General features: G+C 61.6%; 19 protein-coding genes. 8 read left to right on the top strand and 11 right to left on the bottom strand.

Going from position 1 to position 23,198, the window contains the following annotated elements:
- Window positions 1-47: 47 nt before the first annotated feature.
- Entirely contained in the window at window positions 48-938 is an 891-nt protein-coding gene (locus F7R20_RS12575; protein WP_003202243.1) for a universal stress protein, read from the bottom strand.
- Window positions 939-1,280: 342 nt separating this feature from the next.
- Here F7R20_RS12575 and F7R20_RS12580 point away from each other — a divergent pair, with 342 nt between their 5' ends.
- The 3 genes from F7R20_RS12580 (at window position 1,281) to F7R20_RS12590 (ending at window position 4,720) form a co-directional block, all read left to right on the top strand.
- Window positions 1,281-1,847: a phosphoribosyltransferase family protein gene (locus tag F7R20_RS12580; protein WP_003202245.1), complete on the top strand. Its 567-nt coding sequence runs from the start codon at window positions 1,281-1,283 to the stop codon at window positions 1,845-1,847.
- Window positions 1,848-1,959: 112 nt separating this feature from the next.
- Window positions 1,960-2,952, top strand: coding sequence for a ribose-phosphate diphosphokinase (locus tag F7R20_RS12585; protein WP_003202248.1), 993 nt, complete (start codon window positions 1,960-1,962; stop codon window positions 2,950-2,952).
- An 88-nt stretch (window positions 2,953-3,040) separates the two neighbouring features.
- Complete coding sequence (locus tag F7R20_RS12590) at window positions 3,041-4,720, top strand: HAD-IIB family hydrolase (RefSeq protein ID WP_003202250.1); 1,680 nt, start codon at window positions 3,041-3,043, stop codon at window positions 4,718-4,720.
- 70 nt (window positions 4,721-4,790) lie between these two features.
- On the opposite strand, the gene F7R20_RS12595 is transcribed toward F7R20_RS12590, so the two are convergent.
- The 4 genes from F7R20_RS12595 to F7R20_RS12610 form a co-directional block, all read right to left on the bottom strand.
- On the bottom strand, window positions 4,791-5,498 hold the full coding sequence (locus tag F7R20_RS12595; RefSeq protein ID WP_003202252.1) for a haloacid dehalogenase type II: 708 nt from the start codon (window positions 5,496-5,498) through the stop codon (window positions 4,791-4,793).
- A 120-nt stretch (window positions 5,499-5,618) separates the two neighbouring features.
- Window positions 5,619-7,067 carry an APC family permease gene (locus F7R20_RS12600; protein ID WP_003202255.1) on the bottom strand — a complete coding sequence of 483 codons (1,449 nt, stop codon included), beginning with the start codon at window positions 7,065-7,067 and terminating at the stop codon, window positions 5,619-5,621.
- Window positions 7,068-7,271: 204 nt separating this feature from the next.
- The gene (locus F7R20_RS12605; protein WP_003202258.1) at window positions 7,272-8,012 is read right to left on the bottom strand and encodes an IclR family transcriptional regulator; all 741 of its coding nucleotides are present in this window, start codon (window positions 8,010-8,012) and stop codon (window positions 7,272-7,274) included.
- Window positions 8,013-8,069: 57 nt separating this feature from the next.
- Complete coding sequence (locus F7R20_RS12610) at window positions 8,070-9,038, bottom strand: helix-turn-helix domain-containing protein (RefSeq protein ID WP_003202259.1); 969 nt, start codon at window positions 9,036-9,038, stop codon at window positions 8,070-8,072.
- Between the two features lie 214 nt (window positions 9,039-9,252).
- On the opposite strand from F7R20_RS12610, the gene F7R20_RS12615 reads away from it, so the two are divergent.
- The 3 genes from F7R20_RS12615 to F7R20_RS12625 all read left to right on the top strand — a co-directional run bounded on the left by F7R20_RS12615 (window position 9,253) and on the right by F7R20_RS12625 (window position 12,796).
- Complete coding sequence (locus F7R20_RS12615; RefSeq protein WP_003202261.1) at window positions 9,253-10,626, top strand: aspartate aminotransferase family protein; 1,374 nt, start codon at window positions 9,253-9,255, stop codon at window positions 10,624-10,626.
- A 44-nt stretch (window positions 10,627-10,670) separates the two neighbouring features.
- The gene (locus F7R20_RS12620) at window positions 10,671-12,125 is read left to right on the top strand and encodes an aldehyde dehydrogenase family protein (RefSeq protein WP_081352556.1); all 1,455 of its coding nucleotides are present in this window, start codon (window positions 10,671-10,673) and stop codon (window positions 12,123-12,125) included.
- Between the two features lie 107 nt (window positions 12,126-12,232).
- A complete protein-coding gene (locus tag F7R20_RS12625; RefSeq protein ID WP_003202265.1) occupies window positions 12,233-12,796 on the top strand; it encodes a cytochrome b in 564 nt (187 codons plus the stop codon).
- A 92-nt stretch (window positions 12,797-12,888) separates the two neighbouring features.
- Here the strand turns inward: F7R20_RS12625 and F7R20_RS12630 are convergent, their stop codons facing one another.
- From F7R20_RS12630 to F7R20_RS12660, 6 genes are all read right to left on the bottom strand, one after another.
- Window positions 12,889-13,296: a hypothetical protein gene (locus F7R20_RS12630; protein ID WP_003202267.1), complete on the bottom strand. Its 408-nt coding sequence runs from the start codon at window positions 13,294-13,296 to the stop codon at window positions 12,889-12,891.
- Window positions 13,293-14,279, bottom strand: coding sequence for an acrylyl-CoA reductase (NADPH) (gene acuI / locus F7R20_RS12635; protein WP_003202269.1), 987 nt, complete (start codon window positions 14,277-14,279; stop codon window positions 13,293-13,295). Before acuI ends, F7R20_RS12630 begins: the two co-directional genes overlap by 4 nt.
- An 18-nt stretch (window positions 14,280-14,297) precedes the next feature.
- Window positions 14,298-14,567 (bottom strand): hypothetical protein, encoded by a 270-nt coding sequence (locus F7R20_RS12640; RefSeq protein ID WP_232002346.1) that lies wholly within the window; start codon window positions 14,565-14,567, stop codon window positions 14,298-14,300.
- 554 nt (window positions 14,568-15,121) lie between these two features.
- Window positions 15,122-16,414, bottom strand: coding sequence for a beta-ketoacyl-ACP synthase II (fabF, locus tag F7R20_RS12650; protein ID WP_003202274.1), 1,293 nt, complete (start codon window positions 16,412-16,414; stop codon window positions 15,122-15,124).
- A 53-nt stretch (window positions 16,415-16,467) separates the two neighbouring features.
- A complete protein-coding gene (locus F7R20_RS12655; RefSeq protein WP_003202276.1) occupies window positions 16,468-19,548 on the bottom strand; it encodes an efflux RND transporter permease subunit in 3,081 nt (1,026 codons plus the stop codon).
- Window positions 19,545-20,654 carry an efflux RND transporter periplasmic adaptor subunit gene (locus F7R20_RS12660; RefSeq protein WP_003202278.1) on the bottom strand — a complete coding sequence of 370 codons (1,110 nt, stop codon included), beginning with the start codon at window positions 20,652-20,654 and terminating at the stop codon, window positions 19,545-19,547. Before F7R20_RS12660 ends, F7R20_RS12655 begins: the two co-directional genes overlap by 4 nt.
- A gap of 209 nt (window positions 20,655-20,863) precedes the next feature.
- On the opposite strand from F7R20_RS12660, the gene F7R20_RS12665 reads away from it, so the two are divergent.
- The gene (locus F7R20_RS12665; protein ID WP_003202281.1) at window positions 20,864-22,324 is read left to right on the top strand and encodes an efflux transporter outer membrane subunit; all 1,461 of its coding nucleotides are present in this window, start codon (window positions 20,864-20,866) and stop codon (window positions 22,322-22,324) included.
- A gap of 65 nt (window positions 22,325-22,389) precedes the next feature.
- Window positions 22,390-23,175 (top strand): SDR family NAD(P)-dependent oxidoreductase, encoded by a 786-nt coding sequence (locus tag F7R20_RS12670; RefSeq protein ID WP_003202283.1) that lies wholly within the window; start codon window positions 22,390-22,392, stop codon window positions 23,173-23,175.
- Window positions 23,176-23,198 lie beyond the last annotated feature (23 nt).

The raw sequence follows: 23,198 nt of genomic DNA on the forward strand, positions 1-23,198 counted from the left end.
CTGAGGCAATGATGCCTGTCGCTTCGTTATGGACGATCCTGGCCGCACTAGATGGCTAGAACGCTGCAAGGCACCTGGTAGAGGGTATGTTCCGTCGTGCTGCCCAAAAGCTTTTCCAGGCCATGGGACTGGACCCTGCCCATCACAATCACATCCATATGCTGCTCATCGGCGAACGCACTCAACACCGCCACAGGGTGCCCTTCAATGAAATGACGTCGCTCAGCAGCCACGCCATATCGGTCAGCCAGGTCGAAAAAGGATGTTTCATGTTCTTTGCGCAACTGCGCGCCGAGGTCCGAGAGCGTTAGACCGCCGCCACCCATATCGCCCATGTACACCATCGAGATGTCGCAGGCGTACAGCAAGTGCAACTCGGCATCACATTGGATGGCGAGCCCGCATGCCTGCTGGATGATCCGCTCATTGAGCTCGTTGTCCCGTGCCAGGGTATTGGACGCATCGACCGCCGCCACGACCTTGCGCGGCAAGGGCAGGTTACCTTCACTCAGCAGGTACACCGGTACCGGGCAGTGACGCAGCAAGCGCCAGTCCAGCGGGGTGAGAAAGGCCCGCTTGAACGCTGATTCGCGCTGCACCTGCTTGATCAGCAGGTCAGGCTGCATTTCGGCGACGTGATCGAGGATGTCTTGCTGCATATCATCGGCCCAGGTCACCTCCGTCGTCACGTCGATGCCTGTGTCGCGCAGGTGATTCGCCTGGTTCTTGAGCCAATCGCGATGGTCTTGCAGGTAGCCTTCGCGCGCCTGTTCCCGGTCACCTTCTTCAAGCAGTGACAACAGTTTCCAGGAAGGGATCAAGGCGGCGATGTGCAAGCTCGCACCGCTGGCCTTGGCCAAGGCTGCGGCGTGTCCCAAGGCATGGGAGTGGCGCAGGGCCGGGTTGATGATCAGCAATAACCGTTGATACTGGCTCATGATCGGACTCCATGGAACTTGCTCGTTTGTCTCTGCCTGCCACGGCGGGCCACTGGCGTATCTGCCGCTGCAACGGGCACCTTCGTTGTAGATCCACCATCCTCTGTCAGGGCACCCGTGGCGTTGATATATATCAATTACTTTCGTCGGCCGGGCATTCAACGACGCATGCGCGTTGGGAGGGGTGGCGGTTCGCCCTCGTCAATGACCGGTCTTTGTTTGGACCGCGATTGATCAATGTCAATCTCGTCAATGACAACCGGATTAACTTGATTGGAAACCCAGGCACAACGGTGCAGTGCCTGGGTACCTGACCCATGGTTTACCGACAGGAGAAAGGCGATGACGGTCCTACTGGCAAGTCAGCGGGTGCGCCTGTATGACAGCAACGAGCTGGATGACGTACTGCAGGCAATGGCGCGCAAGGCCGCGACTCTCCTGCCCCCGACTCACGCGGCACTGATTGGTATCCAGCGCCGGGGCGAACCACTGGCGCAACGGTTGCGCGAGTACATTGCGCATCGGACCGGCCAGCCGCAATTGCCTCTTTACCCGCTCCGGGTCAAGCGTTACGCCGACGACCTGCAAGTGCTGCATACCTACACCCAATTGACCGAAAACCCGGCCCTGGGCGGTCTCGACCTGGCCAATACCACCTTGCTGGTGGTCGACGATGTGCTCTTCGAAGGCCATTCGCTCTTGCGCACTTGCGCCTACCTGGCGCAACTGGGGGCTCGTCGCGTCCATACCGCCGTACTGGTGGACCGGCATATCTGCCAGCAACCGATTCGGGCCGACATTGTTGGCATACATTTGCAGGTCGCCGCCGATGACATCGTCGAATGCCATGTGCCGCCCTTCGAAGAGGAGTATTGCATTGAGGTGGTGCGCCATGGCGCGGCCCGTTGAGGATGCGCTCGATCAAGGCCGGCGAGCCAGGCAGGCTCGCAATGGCAAAAATGCACATGGATACGTGCCACTGAAATGAGGCGCCTTGCCGGCAGCCTCAGAGGAGTCTTGCATGCTCACCCTGCCCCCGCTTCTTTTTGCCCTGCAAGGTAGCGAGCACTATGCCGCTCGCGTCGCTCAACGGCTTGGCTGCCCGTTGGCACGCCATGAGGAACGTGACTATGAAGACGGCGAACACAAGTGTCGCCCGTTGGATCCGGTAAACGGGCGCGAGGTCATAGTCTTCCATTCCTTGTATGGCGATGGCCGGCAGAGCGCCAACGATAAGCTGTGTCGCCTGCTGTTTTTTTGCGGAGCCCTCAAGGATGCCGGCGCGCGCCAGGTGCAGGTGGTTTCACCTTACCTCTGCTACGGGCGCAAGGACCGCCGCAGCCAGCCTCAAGACCCGACCATCACTCGCTACGTGGCGTCGTTTTTCGAAGCCAGTGGCGTGGATCGCCTGCTGACCCTGGACGTGCACAATCCAGCCGCGTTCGATAACGCATTTCGCCTGCCTGCATGGAATCTGCAGTGCGCGGAACTGTTCGCCGAGCATTTCGCGCCACGCGTCGGCGACGCCGCCGTGGTGGCGGTGTCTCCGGACTCGGGGGGGACCAAGCGCGCTGAACACTTTCGCCAGGCCCTGGAGCGGCAACTGGGACGTACGGTCGGCAGCGCCTTGATGGAAAAGCACCGTGCCCATACCACGCTCACGGGCACCCTGCTGATCGGCGATGTTGCCGGAAAGACCGCCATTATTTTCGATGACCTGATCAGCACGGGGGACACGCTCAAACGTGCTGGCCTGGCTTGTCAGCAGGCTGGCGCCACACGTTTGTTCGCCGCCGCCACCCATGGTTTGTTTACCACTGGCCCTCAACTGTTCGACCCGCCGATCTTTGAACACATCGCGATTACCGACACCGTTGTGCCGTTTCGCCTGCCGCTCGACTGCGTCACGCAACACTTGCAGGTGCTCGACAGCACCGGCCTGATCGCCACGTTCCTGGCGGAAAATGGTGCATTTGCAGGAAACGGCATGCCCAGCCTGTCGCTGCATCGATGACAACATGCAGAACAGGAATGATTCCATTCTGGTTCACCGACCGAATCCTGACTGGACGAAATCCGATTAAACCGAGCCTGGAGAGAGCATGCACTTCTTAGCCTTGGCAATGGATTTTGACGGGACCATTGCCGAAAACGGCAACGTCCCGCCGCAGGTCTGTGCAGCGCTCACGCGCCTCAAAGAGAGCGGCCGCAAGTTACTGCTGGTGACCGGCCGGGAACTGCAAGCGCTCAAGCACCAGTTTCCAAACCTTGATCTGTTTGACCTGGTGATCGTCGAAAACGGCGCGCTCTTGTACGACCCCGTCACGGACACCGAAGAACTCATCGCTGATCCAGCTTCGACCGAACTGGTGGCCAGCCTACGTGACAAAGGGGTCTCGCCGTTGTCGATCGGCCGATCAGTCATCGCCACGTGGCGTCCGTTTGAAAACACAGTGCTCAGCAGCATCCGCGAACTCGGCCTGGAGTGGCAAATGACGTTCAACAAGGATGCGATCATGGTCCTGCCTCCTTGTGTGAACAAAGCGTCGGGCCTGAGTGCTGCTCTGCGAAGACTGGGTATCTGTGAGTTGAACGTGGTGGGCGTGGGTGATGCGGAAAACGACCACGCCTTTTTATCGATCTGTGGCTGTGCCGCGGCCGTGAACAATGCCATTGCGTCGATAAAGTCCAGCGCAGACGTTTGCCTCAGCCAAGACCATGGCCGCGGGGTCTGCGAGCTGGTGGAGATGCTGCTGGAAAAAGACGCCGCGCTGGTACCCATCGAGCGCACCGGGGTCCCGTTGGGCCAGACGGTTGATGCGAACAACGCCTGGCTGCCTGCGGAGTCGGTGATGCTGGTCGTTGGCAACTCAGGCTCCGGCAAATCCAGTTTCATTACCTGGCTGACAGAACGAATGGTCCAGGCTCGCCAGGATTTCTGCATCATTGATCCGGAAGGCGACTATCTGACCCTCGACGGCGCGGTAACGGTGGGAGGCCTGACCACGCCCCCGACGACCGAGGAATCGGTACAACTGCTTCTACAGGCGCGGCTTAACGTTGTGGTCAGCGCCCTGGCCCTGGATCCGGCAGCGCGGGTGCAACTGTTTGGTGAGCTATTGCCCGCAATCCAGCATCTTCGCAACGTTTCGGGCCGACCCTATTGGCTGATCGTCGACGAAGCACACTACATGCTTCCCCACTGTGCCAGTTGGGCACCCGGCTTTCTCGGCAACATGGGGGCAATCATTGTTGCCCTGAACTTCGATCAGGTATGCCCGGCGCTCCTTGAGGAGGTTGACGTGCTGGTAACGTTGGGCAGCACTGCCCGGGAACTGGTCGAACAGTTCGCCAAACGCATACAACACAGCGGGCCCGCCTTTCCAGGGCGTTCACCAGGCCTGGAACATGGCTGTCTGTGGAATATACGAGAAGACGAACAAGTGGTGTTGCTCGACCAGGTCCAGCCAGACCAGAAGCACCATCGGCACAGCGGCAAGTACGTCTCGGGAAATGTAGGCGCATGGCATGCCTTTCACTTTCCAGCCCTAGGCAAAAGTGCCGCGAACCTGACGGAGTTTTTGTCCCTCTCGATACAACTGCCCGATGTCGCTCTTTGCGAACATTTGAAGGCCGGCGATTTTTCCAACTGGTTCCGCCATGTGATCCGGGACGATGTGCTTGCCAACAAGACACGCCTCATTGAAACGGACAGCACCCTGGCCCCCGGGAAAGCATTGGAACAAATCCAACAATGGGTGCAATCGCGCTACCACCTTTAGGGGGTCATGTCGTTTGCATCCGGGCTCAAACGCACTGTTCCCGATTCCACCTGAACAGCCCCTCAAGCAGCTAGAGCTTATGTTCAAGATCGATGAAACTATCCGCCTGCCAATCCCAATCCTGGGCGTCGGCGGCATCGGGTGCAGGCGCTCCGCCATATTCCATGGGCCGGTCGATATAGGCCGTCATCAGCCCGCAATCCCTGGCTGCCGCGAGATCGCTGTGGTGGCAGGCCACCAGGCAGAGTTCATTGGGTTTGAGATCCAGCGCCCTTGCCGTGGACAGGTAGGCGGCAGGATCCGGTTTGTAGGTTTGCGCGAACTCCGCCCCCAGTAGCGCGTCCCACTGCAAACCGTTGTAGCGGTTCATGGCGATCATCAAGGCCACATTGGCATTGGACAAGGTCACCACCGCAAAGCGCCGGCGCAGCAGGGCCAGGCCCTCGGCCACGTCAGGCCACGGGTCCAGGCGGCGCCAGGCATGGGCAAGCGTGTGCAATGCCTCGGGGGCAAGCTGGTCGACTTCCAGGCCGTAAGTTGTCAACAACTGGACCAGCGTCTCGTAGTGCAATGTGTCCAGCACGACGAAGCCTCCATGCCCCTTGATGCACTCGCGCAGCGCTGGCGCATACAACCGGCGCCATTGCATTGCAAATTCGGCGGGGCTGACAGCGGGCAGGTAGGTCGACACGAATGTACTCGCCTCACGTGCGATGCCTGAATGCCAGTCAACCACGGTACCGAACACATCGAATGCCAACGCTCGTGGAAGCGTCATCGCAAGACTCCTCTGCTATCTGCGGCCCAGCCTGGCACACCGACCGCTGGGGCACTGGAACGCAGGAATCAATGAGCTTAGCTTTATCCTAGTCAAGCGCCATCGATACTGCGCAGGCGCCTATAGCTTGTGACTGCCTAACACCCGATACCGCTGCGGCGCTACTTTGCGCAGTCGCGCCGCGAGGAACACGCCAGCCAGCAGGGCTGCAGGAATGATGGCGCAGAGGCCGTACGACAAGGTCTTGCTCGCGCCCGTCAACACATCGAAATGCACCACCGCGATAAACAGGACCGTCAGTAGCGCAATGCAAGAGAACCCCGGGAAAATCCGCCCACGCCAGATCCCCAGCTTGAGCTCGGGGTGGCGCCGGGCAAAGGCCCATACTGCGGCGGACGTGAGCGCCATCAGCAAAATCACGCAAAGCGTCGCCAGGTTGGACAGCCAGGCGAACAGTTGCAGGATCGGATCGGCATCCATCGCGGCGAAAATCAGCACGACCACGGCGGAGATCAAGCTCTGCAGCGCCGAGCCCATGTGCGGGCTCTGATGGACGCGATGGGTGGTCCCCAACCGGCTGGGCAGCAAGCCGTCACGCCCGATGGCGTAGAAATAACGGGCCGCGGCATTGTGGAACGCCAGCAGCCCGGCGTAGATGCTGACCATGAACAGCACGCGGATGACCTGGGTCAGGTGCGGGCCGACAAAGTGATCGGACATGCCATAGATAAAGGTCGTCGGGTCCTGCAAGGCCTGAAGCGTGGAGACGATTTTGTCCGCCCCGACGCCAATCACCATCGACCAGACCGATAGCGCGTAGAACCCACCGATCAGCAAGACCGAACAGTAGGTGGCAATCGGGATCGTACGTTGCGGGTTCTTGGCCTCTTCGCCGTAGATAGTGGTGGCCTCGAAGCCGATGAACGCGGCGAAACAGAACAGCAGGCCGATCGACGGGGTGCCGCTGAACACGTGGCGGCCCGCAAACGCGTCGAGATTGATGCCACTGTCGCCGCCGGTCCTGAGAATGGCGAAGTCCAGGAGCAGGATCGCCAGATATTCGGCGATCACAATGACCGACAACACCCGCGCCGACAGGTCGATCTTGCGATAGCCGAGAATCGCAACGCTGGCCATCGCCATCAGCGAGTACGACCACCAGGGCAACACCAGGCCGAACACGCTTTCCATCGTGCCGCTGACCACCCCACCGAACATGCCATACAGGCCGACCTGGAGGATGTTGTAGGCAAACATCGCCAGCACTCCCGCCGCCCCACCGGCCAGGCCACCCAGGCCGCGCGAGGTGAACGCATAGAAACCGCCGGCGTTGGTGACGTGCCGGGACATGGTCGTGTAGCCGACCGAGAACGCCAGTAACACCAGCAGGGCCAGGATCAGCAACGCCGGTGTGCCGGCACCGTTGCCCAGCATGATGCCAATGGGAAAGCCGCCGGCGATGACACTCAAGGGGCTCGCCGCCGAAACCACGAAGAAGATGATGAAGCCGACACCCAGGGCCCCACGCTTGAGCTCCGTGGAGCTGTTGACCGGGAGAGGTACACTCATGTTTTCTTGACCTTATTGTATGAGGCAGGCGTTGTAGGATCGATGCAGTCAACCGCTCACCGTCACCGGATGGCGTTATTGTTCTTGTCGCACGCTGGATTCGATCCTATGCCTCTCCCTGAACCTCCCACTATCCCAAATCGGTAACAAGAGACCTGTGCTCGGAAAAAACCGGACGGGTCATCATCCATCCCCCCTACCCCCTCATTGCAAGGCGATACGTGCCGTCAGTTCCGATGCCGCGCCGGTAACCAGGTCGCACAGGTAGCCCGGTTGAAACGCCCGAAACCGTTCACTGCGCCCGACCAGGGTCATGCTTCCAAGGACGCGCCGTTTTTCGTCGAAGATCGGCGCCGCAACGCCACTGCGTCCCGGGTGCAACTCGCTTTCGCTGATACAGTAGCCCTGCTTGCGGATGGCGAGCAGGCTCTTGGTGAACGGCTTCCACGCCAACCCCAGGTGCAACAATCCGGACGGGATCGCGTGAGCGTCATAGATGCGTCGGATCTGGCGCGGCAGCAGATACGCCAACACGACCCGCGAGGTGGCACTGTGGAAAAGGTCGATCGGGCGCCCCCTGTCGCCACCGACCGGGCCGACATCGGAACCCCGCTGGATCAGCACGTTGACCACTGAATCGCCATGCCACTCACTGACCAGCGCATCCAGGCCGGTATCGTCGACCAACCTGTCGACCAGGTCCCGGCTGCACGCCAGCAACGGATCGTAGTTCGCCATCTGATGTTCCAGCGTGACGATTCGAGGGCCGAGTGCGTAGCCGCGCGGCAACCGCTTCAAGAAACCCGCGTCGCCGAGCTCGCGCAGATAACGATAGGCGGTGGCAGGCGTGTAGCCGAGCTCCTGGCAAATGATGTCCACATCGATGACCGGCTGCTCAGGGCGAAACAAGTCGAAGACTCTGAGCAGGCGGCGAAGGCTATTCATCGTTTCTACATCCTTGTGAAATCAAGCCAGCCCGTGCGCAGTGCAGCAGGCAGATATTCAAGCAAGCACGCAACCGCTGATGGCAGCGCGCGCGGTTTGAGAGGGCAGTTCGGCGAACAGTTCCTGATATTCCGCGGCAAAATGGCTGAGGTGATAGAAACCCCATTGGGCGGCGGCATCGCCGATCGAAAGACGCGACGCCTGGGTGGTCATCAAGGTCCGGCGTACACCGTTGAGCCGCACGGAGCGCAAGTAATTGATCGGGGTCGTCTCGGCAACCGAGCGGAAACTGTTCTGCACGGTACGTCGACTCACCTGGAGTCGCTGGCACAACTCGTCGACGCTGGGCACGTTGTTCAGTTCCGCGGTCGCCAGGCGATGGCATTTCTCGACAATGAAGCTGCGCGTGGAGCTTGGCGAACGCTGCTGCTTGTCACAGGCCGGGTCAGTCATGAGTTGCAGCAACTCGTCGAGCATGGCCTGTTCAAATGCCAGCTCCCGGTCCTGCCCATTGTCGAGTTCTTCGTTCGAGAGCGCCTGGGAGAATGCAGCCAGCATCCGACGTCGAGCGTCAGCGTAGCGTTGCGGGGGGAGCCTGATCACTGGCTGGCGGAGTAACTGGCTGATTTCCTTGGCCGACGCGGTTTGCGCCAACGCCTGTTCGAACAATTCGCGTTCGAAGGTAATGGCTAGCAGCTCCATGCCCATCGGCATGTGGAACATGAACTCCTCACCGCCATGAAGAAAGAACAGGCTGCTCTCGTCCACCTCTCGACCCTGCATCCGAATCGAACCCGGGACGGTGATCGGCACGGCAAAGCACATCTTGCCTCGGGGGGCCACGCCATGCTGCACCACGCGCTGGTTGATCTGCTCGCGGAATACGTGGCAACGCCCCGTCGTCAACTGGATGAGCGAACTCTCGGCCGTACCGGCGGTTAGCTGGTTGTAGTCCTGATTCCACTCCTGGACGGTGGCGGCGTGGACGTGGATGTCACGAAAATGGCTGATGTTCTGATTTTTCATGATGACGAGAGCCTCGGCCAATATTCTTGTTCTTAGAATGCCTTGTTGCGCGATATTCTCACATTAAGAGAATTATGCAAATTCTCTTTGATCATGGCAGTGCTCTGGTGCTGACGCTCGAGGCGGCCCGCCCAATGTGCCGATTCGGGCTACCGGCCTGGAACGGGCCACGAGGATGATCGGGACACTGAAACCGACATCCTGAGAGACCGTCATGAGTGAAGCCAAACTAGAATCCCTCCATTTCGCCGATGCCCCGCGGATCAACACCGCCATTCCTGGCCCCAGGGCCACCGAGGCCCTGGCATTGTCGGCACGTACCGAGTCGATGGCTCGCGGCGGCGGACGCATGCCCGTCGCCATGGACCGGGCCTTCGGCGCGACCTTCAAGGACGCCGATGGCAACACCTACATCGACCTGTCCGCTGGCGTGGGCGTGAGCAGCGTAGGCCGCTGCCATCCGAAGGTGGTGCAGGCCATTCGCGAGCAATCCGAAGTGCTGATGCATGCCTTGGAAGTCAACAGCACCCGGCGCACCGAACTGGCCGCCAAGCTCTCCGAGATCGCACCCGACGGCTTGCGCGGCGACTGCATCACTTTCTTCACGCAAAGCGGCAGCGATGCGCTGGAGGCGGCGATCAAGTTCGCCAAACGCGTCACCGGACGGCACCAGATCATCGCCTTCCACGGCGGCTACCACGGCGTGTGGAACGCCTCCGGTGCGCTGACCACAGGCACGGCCTACCGCAAGGGCTATGGCGCCCAGATGGGCGGGGTCATTCATGCGCCCTACCCTTATGCCTACCGTTTCCCCTTCGACACCACGCACAAAAGCGCCGAGCAGATTGCCGGCGACTACGTGGATTACCTGCTGAACACCCCCTACACCGCCGCCGATGACGTGGCCGCCGTGATCGTCGAACCGGTGCAGGGCGAAGGCGGTTACGTGCCCCCCTCACCCGAGTTCCTGCAACTGTTGCGCAAGGCCTGCGACCGCAGCGGCGCGCTGCTGATCGTCGATGAAGTGCAGTCCGGCGCGGGGCGTACCGGCAAGATGTGGGCGGTCGAGCACTCGGGCGTGAAGCCCGACATGCTCACCTTCGGCAAGGGCATCGGCAGCGACCTGCCGATGGCGGGCCTGATCATGCGTTCAGACCTGGCAGCCAAGATTCCTGACGGATCGATGCCCAACACCTTCGCCGCCAACTCGTTGTCCGCAGCCGTGGCGCTGACCAACATCAGCATCCTCCAGGACCCGGAGCTCGATCTGCTCAACCGCGCCCACACGCTGGGGCTGCAAGCGCAGGAACGTATCCGTGGCTTCGACAGCCCGCTGGTCGGTGAAGTCCGTGGTCGCGGCCTGATGATCGGGATCGAGCTGGTCGAGGACCCGGTCACCAAGGCGCCACTGGCACCGGACAAGATCGGCCAACTCATGGGCTACCTGTTGAACCACGGGGTGCTGATGATTCCCTGCGGTCGCTACAGCAACGTGATGCGCGTCATGCCCTCGCTGACGATCTCGCGCGCGCTGTTCTTCAAGGCACTGGACATCTTTGGCGACGCCCTGGCCTCCCTCAAGGGATGAGGTGTGCATACCCCGACTACTCCACATCAATCAGGGACTGCAAAATGACTCAACACCTGAACCACTTCATCGAAGGCGCGTCCTTCGAGGCCTCCGACGGCCGTCGCATGACACTCGTCGACCCCGTGACAGAACAGATCTACGGCAGCTCCGCACGCGGCACCGTCGAGGACGTGGACCGTGCCGTAGCGGCGGCACTCACCCAACTTGAAGGTGGCGCCTGGAGCCAGCTCGACGGCGCCCAGCGTGGCCGGCTGTTGTCGAAGCTGGCGGACCTGGTGGAGCGCGACACCGACGTGCTGGCTGACCTGGACACCAATGCCATCGGGCGCTCACCGATCGAGCCGCGCCGGCTGGACGTACCCAACGCCATCGCCAACCTGCGCGCCGCCGCCGGCTGGGCCAACCAGCTGGAGGGCCGCACCATTCCCACCGGCGGCTACTTCGGCACCAAGGCCCTCTCGTACACGATCCGGGAGCCGGTGGGCGTGGTTGGCGCCATCGTTCCCTGGAACTCGCCGCTGATGATCACAGTCTGGAAGCTCGCCGCTTTGCTGGCGGCCGGCTGCACCGTGGTCATCAAGCCTTCGGAAGAGACGCCACAGTCGGCCCTGCACCTGGCGGCGCTGGCTCAGGAAGCGGGCTTCCCTGACGGCGTGATCAACGTGGTCACCGGCTACGGCAACGAGGTGGGACGCGCCTTGTGCGAGCACCCGCACGTCGCCAAGATCAGCTTCACCGGCAGCCCCGAGGCCGGACGCGAGATCCAGCGCACCGCCGGCGTGCTTTTCAAGCACGTGGCACTGGAGCTGGGCGGCAAAAGCCCACAGATCGTCTTCGACGACGCCTCGTTCGAGGACGCGCTGTTCGGCTGCTCGCTCGGCCTGTTCGCCAACCAGGGACAGATCTGCGCGGCTGGCTCGCGCATCCTGGTCCAACGCAACATCGCTGATCGCTTCGCCGCAGCGCTTGCCGATGCCGCGCGAGCCGTCAAGGTCGGTGACCCTCGGCAACCCGACGTACAGATGGGACCGGTGGCCAAGAAGGCGCAATTGGATCGCGTCAACCGTTACATCCAACTGGGCATAGACCAAGGTGCCACCCTGTTGGCCGGCGGCGTATCGAGCCCTGAACGGGGCTGGTTTGTCCGGCCGACGATCTTCGCCAATGCCAGCAATGACATGGCGATCGCCCGGGACGAGATCTTCGGCCCCGTCGGCACGGTGATCACGTTCGACAGCGAGGACGAGGCGATCGCACTGGCCAACGATTCCAACTACGGCCTGGCGGCCACGGTCTGGACAAGCGACCTGGTGCGAGCACACCGCGTCGCCGCAGCAGTCAAGGCCGGTGCCGTGGGCATCAACTGCTGGAGCCCGCTGGACGCCAACTTGCCCTGGGGCGGCGTCAAGTCCAGTGGCGTTGGCCGTGAAGGCGGATTTAGCGGCGCGTTGGCCTATACCGAAGAGAAAGTCATTACCGTATTGCTACCCAACTGAGAACAAAAAACCGCACTGACCGGACCACCCTCCAAGGCCCTGTGTCGTGGAGGGTGGCCGTCCAAAACGTGCATTTCGATGGCTTGATGATCGATGGAGAGACCGCGATGAATCCGGAAAATCAAACAATAATTGATCGGTATCCGACGTCCCTGCGTATGTTGCACTGGGTGCGCGCCGTGCTCATCGCCGGCCTCCTCTGGGCAGGCTGGCACATGACCGGGCTCGATGACGAAGTGGCGAGCAAATATGAGCTCTATTACCCATGGCACAAATCCTTTGGGGTGCTGGCGTTTCTGCTGGCCCTGATTCAGATTACCCTGCGCGTGCGCACCCCCAGGCTGCCGCAACCGCCGGAGACGCTGGCGCGCTACGAGAGAGTTTCCTCATGGCTTGCGCACCGCACCTTGTATGCACTGCTGGTGATTGTCCCGTTGATGGGCTATTCGATGTCGAGCACCTACACGATGAGTGACGGGGTGTTCTTTTTCGGAATAAACCTTCCGGAACTACTTGGGAAAAATGACGACTGGTTCGTCGTCTTTCAATGGCTGCATAAAGTGCTCGCCTACACCCTGCTCGGCCTGATCGTGGTGCATATTGCCGGCGCCCTCAAACACCGGCTCTTCGACCGGGACCCTCGAAGCGACGTCCTGCGCCGCATGCTGTGACGCTGACTTGACGGGGCATTGGAGCAAGGTACCAATGCCTTGCGGCGCTAAATGAACGCGAGGAAAGAATTATCGGAGCGGTCCTCAGATGTTCATCGCTGGGCCCTGGCCCTACTTTCAGCACCTAGTACAAACAAGAAGACCAACGCCAGGGCAACTTCGACCAGCACCGCCGGCAAGATGCCCGATTCGACATTGCCCATGGCCCATTCGACCAGCCCCAGCAGCGCCAGCAGCGAGCACGTGGTGACAAAGCCCGCCACCACGCCGGTTCGTCCTGGTGACGGCGGCGCATTGCGGGCCAACAGCAACGCAACTCCAATGCCCGCGTAGAGCGGTGCCGCACGCCGGCCTACCAACCCCGTGACACCGCCATCGAAAACCACCCCCCAATTGGCCAGCAACGCGGCCGGCGCGAACAACCAGATGGCGGCCAACACGAAAAACAACAGTGCCGAAAAAGTCGCCAGGTAGCGGAACGCGCGAGAAGCGTGGCTCATGCATTCACGTCCACGACGGTGCGCCCGCGCACCTTGCCTTCCAGTACCCGAGCGGCAACGGCAGGCACCTCTGCCAAGCCAACCATCTGGGTGGTGCGGGTCAGCTTGCTCAAATCAAGGTCCTGGGCGAGTCGCGACCATGCCTGCAGGCGCACCGCTTGCGGAGCATTGACCGAATCGATACCGGCCAGGGTTACGTTACGCAAGATGAAAGGCAGCACCGAGCCAGGCAGATCCGCGCCCTGGGCCAGGCCGAAGGCAGCGACAACGCCGCGATATTGGGTTTGAGCCAAGGCATTGGCCAGGGTGTGGCTGCCCACCGAATCAATGACGCCAGCCCAGCGTTCCTTGCCAATCGGTGCGCCCGGCTGCGACAAGGTGTTGCGGTCGATGACCTGCGTCGCCCCAAGGTCGCGCAGGTAGTCGCCCTCCTCTTGCCGTCCGGTCGAGGCGATCACTCGATAGCCCAGGCCCGACAGCAGTGCGAGGGCCACCGAGCCGGCGCCGCCGCTGGCACCGGTGACCAGGATATCGCCTCGATCCGGGGTCAGCCCGCCATGCTCCAATGCCAGGACACTGAGCATCGCCGTGTAGCCTGCGGTGCCGATGGCCATGGCCGCCTGGGTCGAGAATACTTCCGGGACTTTTATCAGCCAGTCACCGCTCACCTGCGCCCTCTGCGCAAAGCCACCGTGGTGGGTCTGGCTCAGCCCCCAGCCGTTGACCAGCACACGGTCGCCGGCCTCGAACCCCGGGTGACTGGAAGTCTCGACGATACCAGCGAAGTCGATGCCCGGAATCAGCGGAAACTGGCGAATGACGGGGGAGCGTCCACTTAGGGCCATGGCGTCCTTGTAGTTCACGGTCGAGAACTCGATCGCGACGGTAACGTCACCGGGCATCAGGTCCTCGTCCTTGAAGTCGACCAGATGGGTCGAGATCGCTTCGCCGGTTTTAGTCGTGAGCAGCGCCTTGAATGTCATGGTTCTTGTCCTGTTCGTTCAAAGGATCGTCATCGCTGCCCTGCAGATGCAACAGACACGGCAACGGGTATGGCCAGGCCGCATCAGTGTGCCTGAGAAGGCCGTTTGGTTTCGAGCTGCAGCGCCCTGCGGATGCCCGTTTCCAGCAAGCGTGCCGGAGCAAAAACTGCGCATGAACTGCAACTGGCCGGCCGCTTTGCCAGCGGTATAGCGCAACTTCGGACGCTCGGCACGCGCGATCTGGAGTACCACTTCAGCCACCACGTCGGGGCCGTCGGCGGTCGCCATGGCCTGGTTCACCACTTTCGTCACTTTTGAATAATCGGTTCTGTTTCTGCGGCCATTTAAACTTTCGAAAAAAGCGCAAAAATTGCCTCACCAATGGTTATGGGTCAGTCACATGGCTGTTGGGCTTGCAGCCCTCTTCGCGAGCAGGCTCGCTCCCACAGGTTTTGCGGTGTACATGGATTCTGTGTCTGCTGAAGATCCAATGTGGGAGCAAGCCTGCTCGCGATGGCGGTGTCATAGCCGATGACGATTCTGGATGTGCTGGCCTCTTCGCGAGCAAGCTTTGCTCCCACAGGATGAATTCGGTCTTCACCAAGAACCAGGTCGGCTGTCAGGCCGCCTCGGGGTGGACGTTGATCTCGGGCGCCCCGTTAACCACGATGGCAATGCCGGAGTGAGGGCATGCCGAGCCTAGGCGAGGCACCGAGTGGTGGGGCAAAGCGTTTTTGCTTACTTTTGGCTGGTCCGGCTCCCGGCTCTTCCAAAAGTGAGCCGCCGTCAAGGCGGAACCCTAAGTAGCCGTTACCGCAGCAACGGATATACACACGCCCCCCCTAAACCTCAGGCCCCCAACGACGAAACAACACGCTGGCATTGACCCCACCGAACCCAAATCCATTGGAAAGCGCATGGGTAATCGGCATCTTCCTGGCCTTCAGACCAACCAGATCAAGCCCCGCAGCAGCCTCGTCAGGATGAACCAGGTTCAGGGTAGGCGGGACAATCTGGTCCCGAAGCGCCAACACCGTAAAAATTGCCTCAATACCACCAGCCGCCCCCAGAAGATGCCCTGTGGCCGATTTGGTAGAGGTAATCGCCACACCGGAGTCCGTGCCGAACACCGAGCGAACGGCGGCCAGTTCCCCGCTATCGCCGACCTGGGTGGACGTCGCGTGAGCATTGATATGTTGCACATCCGAGGGGCTGACAGAAGCCTGGCGCAGCGCCTGTTCCATCGCACGCCGAGCGCCGTTGCCGTCTTCCGGCCCCGCCGTCAGGTGATAGGCATCGGCGCTGGTGCCATAACCCACCAGTTCCGCCAGGGGCTTGGCGCCACGTGCGAGAGCGTGCTCCAGCGACTCGATCACCAGCAATCCAGCGCCCTCGGCCATGACAAAGCCGTCGCGATCACGATCAAAGGGCCGCGAGGCCTCTTGCGGGCGCTCGGCAAAACCGGTGGACAGTGCGCGGGCGGCGGCAAAGCAACCCAGGGTCACGCGATCTATCGCCGCTTCCGTACCGCCGCATATGGCGATATCCGCTTCGCCGCTTCGGATGAGCCTGGCCGCGTCGCCAATGGCCTGAACCCCGGCCGCACAAGCGGTTACCGGCGCGCCCAGAGGTCCTTTGAAACCGTGCCGGATGGATACGTGCCCGGCCGCCATGTTGGCGAGAAAAGCCGGTGCCGTGAACGGCGACAATCGGCGCGGGCCACGCTCATCGGTGGTGCGTACGGCACCGGCAATCGCGCCAAAGCCACCCACGCCCGAGGCGATGAGGGTCGCCGTCCGCTCCTGGTCGTGGGCATCGGTCGGTTGCCAGCCAGCCTGTTGCAACGCTTCCTCGGCCGCCACCAGCGCGAACTCGATGAAGCGATCCATCTTCTTGCGATCCTTGGCCGGGATGATGCGTTCCGGGTCGTAACCGGCGATGGCGTCCTCCTCCAACGAAGGTACCTGGCCGCCCACGGCCACGCCAGTTCCCTCGGTAATATCGCCAGACAGGATGCGAATGCCGGAGCGCCCGGCCAGCAGGCGCTGCCAGACTTCTTCAACGCCACAGCCCAACGGGCCGACAATGCCCACGCCAGTGACGACGATGCGTTTTTGACCTTGGGAAGTCATCATTGAAACCTCTTCATATCTCAGTCGATGTTCACTAAACAGCACAAGTGCACTGCTTAAACCTGCACAGCTGTGTGAGCGTGCGCTGAAGGGTCAGGACGAATCCTGAACCAGATGGAATACATCGCCGGCAGGAACACCAGCGTCATGATGGTGCCAACGAACGTACCGCCGATCAGTGTGTAGGCCAGCGTCCCCCAGAACACCGAATGCGTCAGCGGAATGAAGGCCAGGATCGCTGCCAGCGCCGTCAGCAGGACCGGGCGGGCCCGTTGTACCGTGGCTTCGATGACCGCGTGGAACGGGTCCAGCCCTTCCTGTTTGTTGTGATGGATCTGCCCGATCAGAATCAATGTGTTGCGCATCAGGATGCCCGAGAGTGCGATCAGGCCGACCAAGGCGTTGATCCCGAACGGCTGCTGGAAAATCAGCAGGGTCGGCACCACGCCAATCAGGCCCAGCGGTGCGGTGAGGAACACCATGATCATTGCCGAGATCGAACGCACCTGCGCGATGATGATCAGCAGCGTCAGGGCCACCATGATCGGCACCAGCGGCACGATCGCCTTGCCGGCCTTGCCCGACTCCTCGATGGCGCCCGCCTGCTCGATCCGGTAGCCGCTCGGCAGCGTCTCGATGACCGGCTGCAGTGCCTTTATGATCGCGCTCGAGACGTCCGGTGGCTGCAAGCCTTCGGCAATGTCGCCACGTACCGTAATGGTCGGGGTGCGATCACGACGACGAAGGATCGGATCCTCCATGCGCACATCGACTTCGCCCACCTGGGACAGCGGAATGCGCTGGCCCGCCGCGCCCACCAGGGTGAACCCTTCGATCCTGGCCGGATCGAGGCGAATGTCACCGGCAGCACGACCGACCACCTGCACCGAACGAATGTCCTCGCGAACCGCCGTGATCGGCACCCCCGTGAGCAGGAACTGCAATTGCTGCGCGACGGCATTTGACGTCAGGCCGACCGCCTGCAAACGATCCTGATCCAGGGTGAAATGCAACGTCGGCGCCAGCGGCCCCCAGTCGGTATTGACGGTTCGCATCAGCGGGCTCGCCTGCATGACATCCTGGACCTGGCCCGCGATCTCGCGCAATTTCGACGGATCAGGCCCCATCACCCGGTAGGCAACCGGAAATGGCGAATACGGACCGAACACCAATTGCGTCACCCGGATCCGCGCCTCTGGGGCGAGCCCCTGGGCAGCCGCCTCACGGAGACGGAACTTGAGGGTCTCGCGCGCTTCCTGGTTCTCGGTCAACACCACGATCTTGGCGAACGAAGGATCGGGCAGTTCCGGCGCCATCGCCAGGTAGAAACGTGGCGCGCCTTGGCCGATGTAGGCCGTGACGATTTTTGCCTCATCCTGTTTTTGCAACCAGGCCTCGACCTTGGCGGTGGCGGCACTGGTCTGCTCGATGGAGGTTCCATAGGGCATCTGCACCTCGACCATCACCTCGGGACGATCGGAGGTCGGGAAGAACTGTTTCTTGACCAGCCCCATGCCGAGAATCGCCACGACGAATGTTGCGATCACGGTGCCGGCTACCCACCATTTGCGTGCGATGACGCGGGTCAGGACCTGGCGGAAACGATTGTAGTGGCGGGTGTTGTAGATGGCTGCGTGGCCGCCTTCGACCTGCTTGATGTCCGGCAACAACTTCACCCCCAGGTATGGGGTGAAGGCCACCGCCACCACCCAGGAAGCGATCAGGGCAATGCCGACGATCCAGAACATGTTGCTGGTGTACTCACCGGCGGTCGACTGGGCGAAACCGTTAGGCATGAATCCGATGGCCGTCACCAGCGTGCCGGACAGCATCGGCGCGGCCGTATGGCTCCAGGCATACGCGGAGGCCTTGATCCGGTCGTAGCCCTCCTCCATCTTCACCACCATCATCTCGATAGCAATGATGGCGTCGTCCACCAACAGCCCAAGCGCCAGGATCAACGAGCCCAGGGTGATCCGGTCGAAGTTCTTTCCGGTGGCCGCCATCACTACAAACACTATCGCCAGTGTCAACGGTACGGCGGCTGCGACCACAACGCCTACACGCCAGCCCATGCTGAGAAAGCAAACGAGCATTACAACCAGCAGCGCGACAAAAAACTTGACCATGAACTCGCCGACGGCCGAGTCAATGTTCACGGCTTGATCGGTGACCTTGGTCAACGTCATGCCCAGTGGCATGCCTTCATTGATCCTGGCCGTCTCCGCGTCCAGGGCCTTGCCCAGGTCCAGGCCGTTCCAGCCCTCGCGCATTATGACCCCTAGCAACAAGGCCTCTTCGCCGTTATTGCGCACCAGGAAGGTGGCCGGATCTTCATAACCACGCTCGACGGTCGCGACGTCCGAGAGCTTGAGCGTGCGACCTTGAATCGCCAGGGGCGTGTCACGGATTTTTGCCAGCTTATCGAAGGCGCCGTCTACCCGGAGGAAGACCTGCGGCCCGTTGGTTTCGATGGAGCCGGCGGGCGTGAGTAGGTTCTGGCTGTTCAGCGCGGCGAAAATATCCTGGGGCGAAACGCCCAAGGTGGCCAGCCGGTCATGGGAGAAGGAAACAAAGATGCGTTCGGCCTGTTCGCCGATGATGTTGACCTTTTTCACACCTGCCACGTGCAACAGGCGTTGGCGCAACGCTTCAGCATCGCGCACCAGCAACCGCTGTGGCTCGCCTTTGGCTTTCAGGGCGAACAGCGCGAACGTCACATCGGAAAACTCATCATTGACCATCGGCCCGATCACGCCCGCCGGTAACTTGAGTGCTTCGTCCTGGAGCTTTTTACGCGCCTGATAGAACTCCTCCTGCACTTGCGAAGGTGGCGTGCGATCGACCAGCGACACCATGGTGAAGGCCAGGCCGGGACGGGTGTAGGTGTCCGTGCGGTCGTACCACTTCAGTTCTTGCAGGCGCTTTTCAAGCGGCTCGGCGACCTGGTCCTGCATCTCCTGGGCGGTCGCGCCTGGCCATGCCGTGATGACGGTCAACTGCTTGACCGTAAACGGTGGGTCCTCGGCACGTCCCAACTGAAAGAATGCCAAGGTGCCTGCGACGGCAATCAGGAAGATCAGGAACACGGTAATGGAGCGCTCGCGAACGGCGAGTGCCGACAGGTTGAGGCTCATGGACGGCCCCCGGCAACCTTCACATCACCCGGTTGAGCCAGCCGCACTTCCTCACCTTCACGCAGCAGATGGGTGCCGAGCCCGACAATACGCTCGCCCACATTGAGCTTGCCGGCGACTCGTGCAGCGTCATCGCTCAAACTCAGGATCTGCACAGGTCGCCAGGTGACTTTCGCAGGCTCCCCGTCTATGACCCACACGCCGGTGCCGTTGCCCGGGTCAAAAACGGCAGCGATCGGCACTTGCAGCGCCTGCCGTTGCGCGCGGTCTTCGGCGATGCGAAGGGTGACGGTCGACCCCAGCGGCGCATTGGCCAGCGCGCCCTCCAGCACGTACCGCGCCTCGAAGGTCCGCGTCACGCGGTCAGCCGAATCCGAAAGCAGCCTCAGCTTCGCGGTGACCGCCCCCGTGGTGACGCCATAAAGCGTCGCCTGTGCGGTGGCGCCTGCGGCAGGCCGCAAGGTCTCGGGCAATTGCACAACGGCTTCGCGCTGCCCTGCCCGCGCCAGTCGAACCACGGTTTGCCCGGGGCTGACGACTTGCCCGGGCTCGGCCAGCGTGTCCATCACAACACCGTCGGCATCGGCGAGCAGCACGGCATAACCCGATGCGTTCCGGGCGACGTCAGCCTGCGCTTGCGCAGCGCTGAGTTGTGCCTTGGCAGTATCGGCAGCAGCTTTTATCTGGTCATAGCCCGATGCGGAAATAGCGCCTGCGGCGACCAGGTCGCGATAGCGTGCCTCGTCATCGGCGGTCTGCTTGGCCCGGGCCCGAGCGGCAGCGACTGCCTCTTGTTGGGCTCGCGCCTGCAGCCCAAGGTCGATGGGGTCGAGGCGCATCAACGGCTGCCCCCGTTTGACGACCTGTCCGCTATCGACCAGGCGCTCAAGCACCTTGCCCGCGACCCGAAAGCCCAGGTCACTCTGGACCCGAGCCGCCACGACGCCGGTAAAAGATCGCGAGAGATCAGACGAACCCTGGACTTCAGAAACCCGCACCAGGGGCGCAAGCGTGCGTGGATCTTTAGCGGTGGATGAGTCGCCACACGCCGTCAGGACGAGAGGCAACAAGCAAGCGGCAAAGGTGACAGGTCGAAGCCGGAGCATAGGTTCCCTTTTGGGCAGATAGGACAAGAGCCTCATTCTCAATCCAGTGACTATTTCTGTCAATCGTCACAGATCATCCCGCTGTGCTAGTTGCAGCAGCGCTTAACGATTAACGGACATACTTACTATTGCGCCCTATGAGTGTTCATTGACAGGATGTGACCATAATATAATATGGTCACAAATCATCCATGACTCCAGGAGTCTCAATGTCGCCCCTCCACCCCGCCGCTTTGCTGGTGAGCTTCAGCTTGATGACAGGCTGCACGGTCGGTCCGGACTACCAGCGTCCGGACGCTGCGCCAGGGCATCGCTACCTGGGCCAGGCGTCTGTCGAGCAGAGGTCCGCAGCGACATCGGCCAGCCTCGTCGCGTGGTGGGAAGGCTTTGCTGATCCAGTGCTCAGCGACCTGATTGCCCAGGCGCTTGAGCAGAACCTGGACCTGGCCCAGGCTTCGGCCCGCGTCACCCAGGCACGGGCGGGCCTGGGTGCTGCAAATGCCGCGTTATTGCCCTCTGGAAACATCAACGGCCAGGCCGCGCGCTCATACCAATCCGTGGAAACACCCCTTGGCCAAGTGCTGAACTCGACGCCTGGATACGATCGGTACGGCAACGCCTACGAACTTAACGTGGGTGCCAGCTGGGAAATCGACCTCTTCGGCGGCCTGCGCCGTGGACGCGAGGCCGCATTGGCCCAATACCAGGCGTCCGAGGCTGGCGTCGCGGCCACACGACTGGTCGTTGCCGCGCAGACCGCTGATCTCTACATCACCGCCCGCGGGCTGCAGGCACGGCTGGACATCGCCAATCAACAAGTCAAGACACAGCAGGATCTGTTGGAGAAAGTCCAACTGCTCTACAGCAAGGGCCTTGCGGCCAACTATCAGGTTCACCAGGTCGAGGGCGCCCTGTCACAGGTCCAGGCGACGGTGCCCGTGCTGCAGACCGGCCTGGATGCCGCCATGAATGCGCTGGATGTCATGCTTGGCACGCCGCCCGGCACCCATCGCACGCAACTGGTGAACGGACGAAGCATCCCCCTGGCGCCACAGATAACAGCCATGGGAACCCCCGCCGATCTGCTGCGCCGCCGACCAGACCTGATCGTGGCCGAGCGCCGTCTTGCCGCCTCCAATGCGCGTATCGGCGAGGCCGTCGCTGAGTACTACCCGAAATTTTCCCTCAGTGCGTTACTGGGCAGTGCCACAGCGGTTTCCGGCGGCAACCTGTTCACCGGCGACTCCAGCCAGGCGGCCGGCGCACTGGGCCTGCGCTGGAGACTCTTCGACTTTGGCCGCATCAATGCGCAAATCGACCAGGCCAAGGGGCAGGAAGCCGAAGCGCTGGCGGCCTACCGTCAGTCCGTATTGCGCGCCACCGAGGACGTCGAGAATGCCTTCTCCGCGCTGGTGAATCGAGAATCCCAGGCGAGCACCCTCACCCAGGGCGAAACCTCGCTGACGCAGGCCCGCCAATCGTCATTCATTGCCTATCAGAAAGGCACAGCCAGCCTGATCGATGTTCTGAATGCCGACGCGACGCTGCTGCAAGTCTCCGATGCGCGGGCGCAAGCGCGCATGGAGTCGGCACGGGCGGCGGTTGCAGCATTCAGGGCGCTAGGTGGCGGCTGGCAACCTCCTGAGGCCGAGCCGGTGGCAATTCGCTGAGCTGACCAGATAACCCGACACTTGCGCCCCCTCTCTCCTTCAGCTCACAACCAGAGAACAACGATATGAAACCTAACGAACGCTCCTGGGTGCTCATCACTGGCGCCTCAAGCGGATTTGGCGAAGAGTTTGCCCGGCAATATGCAGCGCAGGGAAAATCGCTCGTCCTGGTAGCACGCAGGTTGGATAGACTCGAGGCGCTGTCGGCGCAGTTGCGCGAGCGGTTCCACATCGATGTGCTCGTCGAACAAGTCGACCTGTCCTCGATCCCCGCGATCATCGATCTGCACGCGCGACTGAGCGAGCGCAATATCCTGATCGATGTGCTCATCAACAATGCCGGCCATGGCTTGCAGGGGCCTTTCCTGACTCAGTCCCTGGACCAATCGCTGGCGATGATCGCCGTGGATATTGCCAGTGTGACGGCCCTGACCCACCTCTTCGCAACTGACATGCGAATTCGCCAACGTGGACACATCCTTATGGTCGCAAGCCTGCTGTCCTTCCAGGGCGTAAAGAACTTCGCCGTTTACTCTGCCGCAAAAGCCTACGTGCTTCGTTTCTCCGAAGCCCTGCACCGCGAACTCAAAAACGAAGGCATCGCCGTGACAGCCCTTTGCCCCGGCATGTCGGACACCGGGTTTGCAGAGAGCGCCAGACAAAAGCTCACACCGGCTTTGAAAATGGTGATGATGCAACCCCAGCCTGTTGTGCGCGCAGGAATCCTGGCGCTGCAAGCCGGACGCATGAGTGTCGTTCCGGGGTTTGGCAACAAGGCAATCACCGTCCTGACCTGGGCCACGCCACGCTGGTTTCATCAAGGCCTCATGGCACGCATCATGGGCGTCTGAGCAAGGCTGCTTTTACCCTGGGA

Origin of the sequence: Pseudomonas brassicacearum subsp. brassicacearum (assembly GCF_008801605.1) — a bacterium.
Taxonomy (GTDB): domain Bacteria; phylum Pseudomonadota; class Gammaproteobacteria; order Pseudomonadales; family Pseudomonadaceae; genus Aquipseudomonas; species Aquipseudomonas brassicacearum.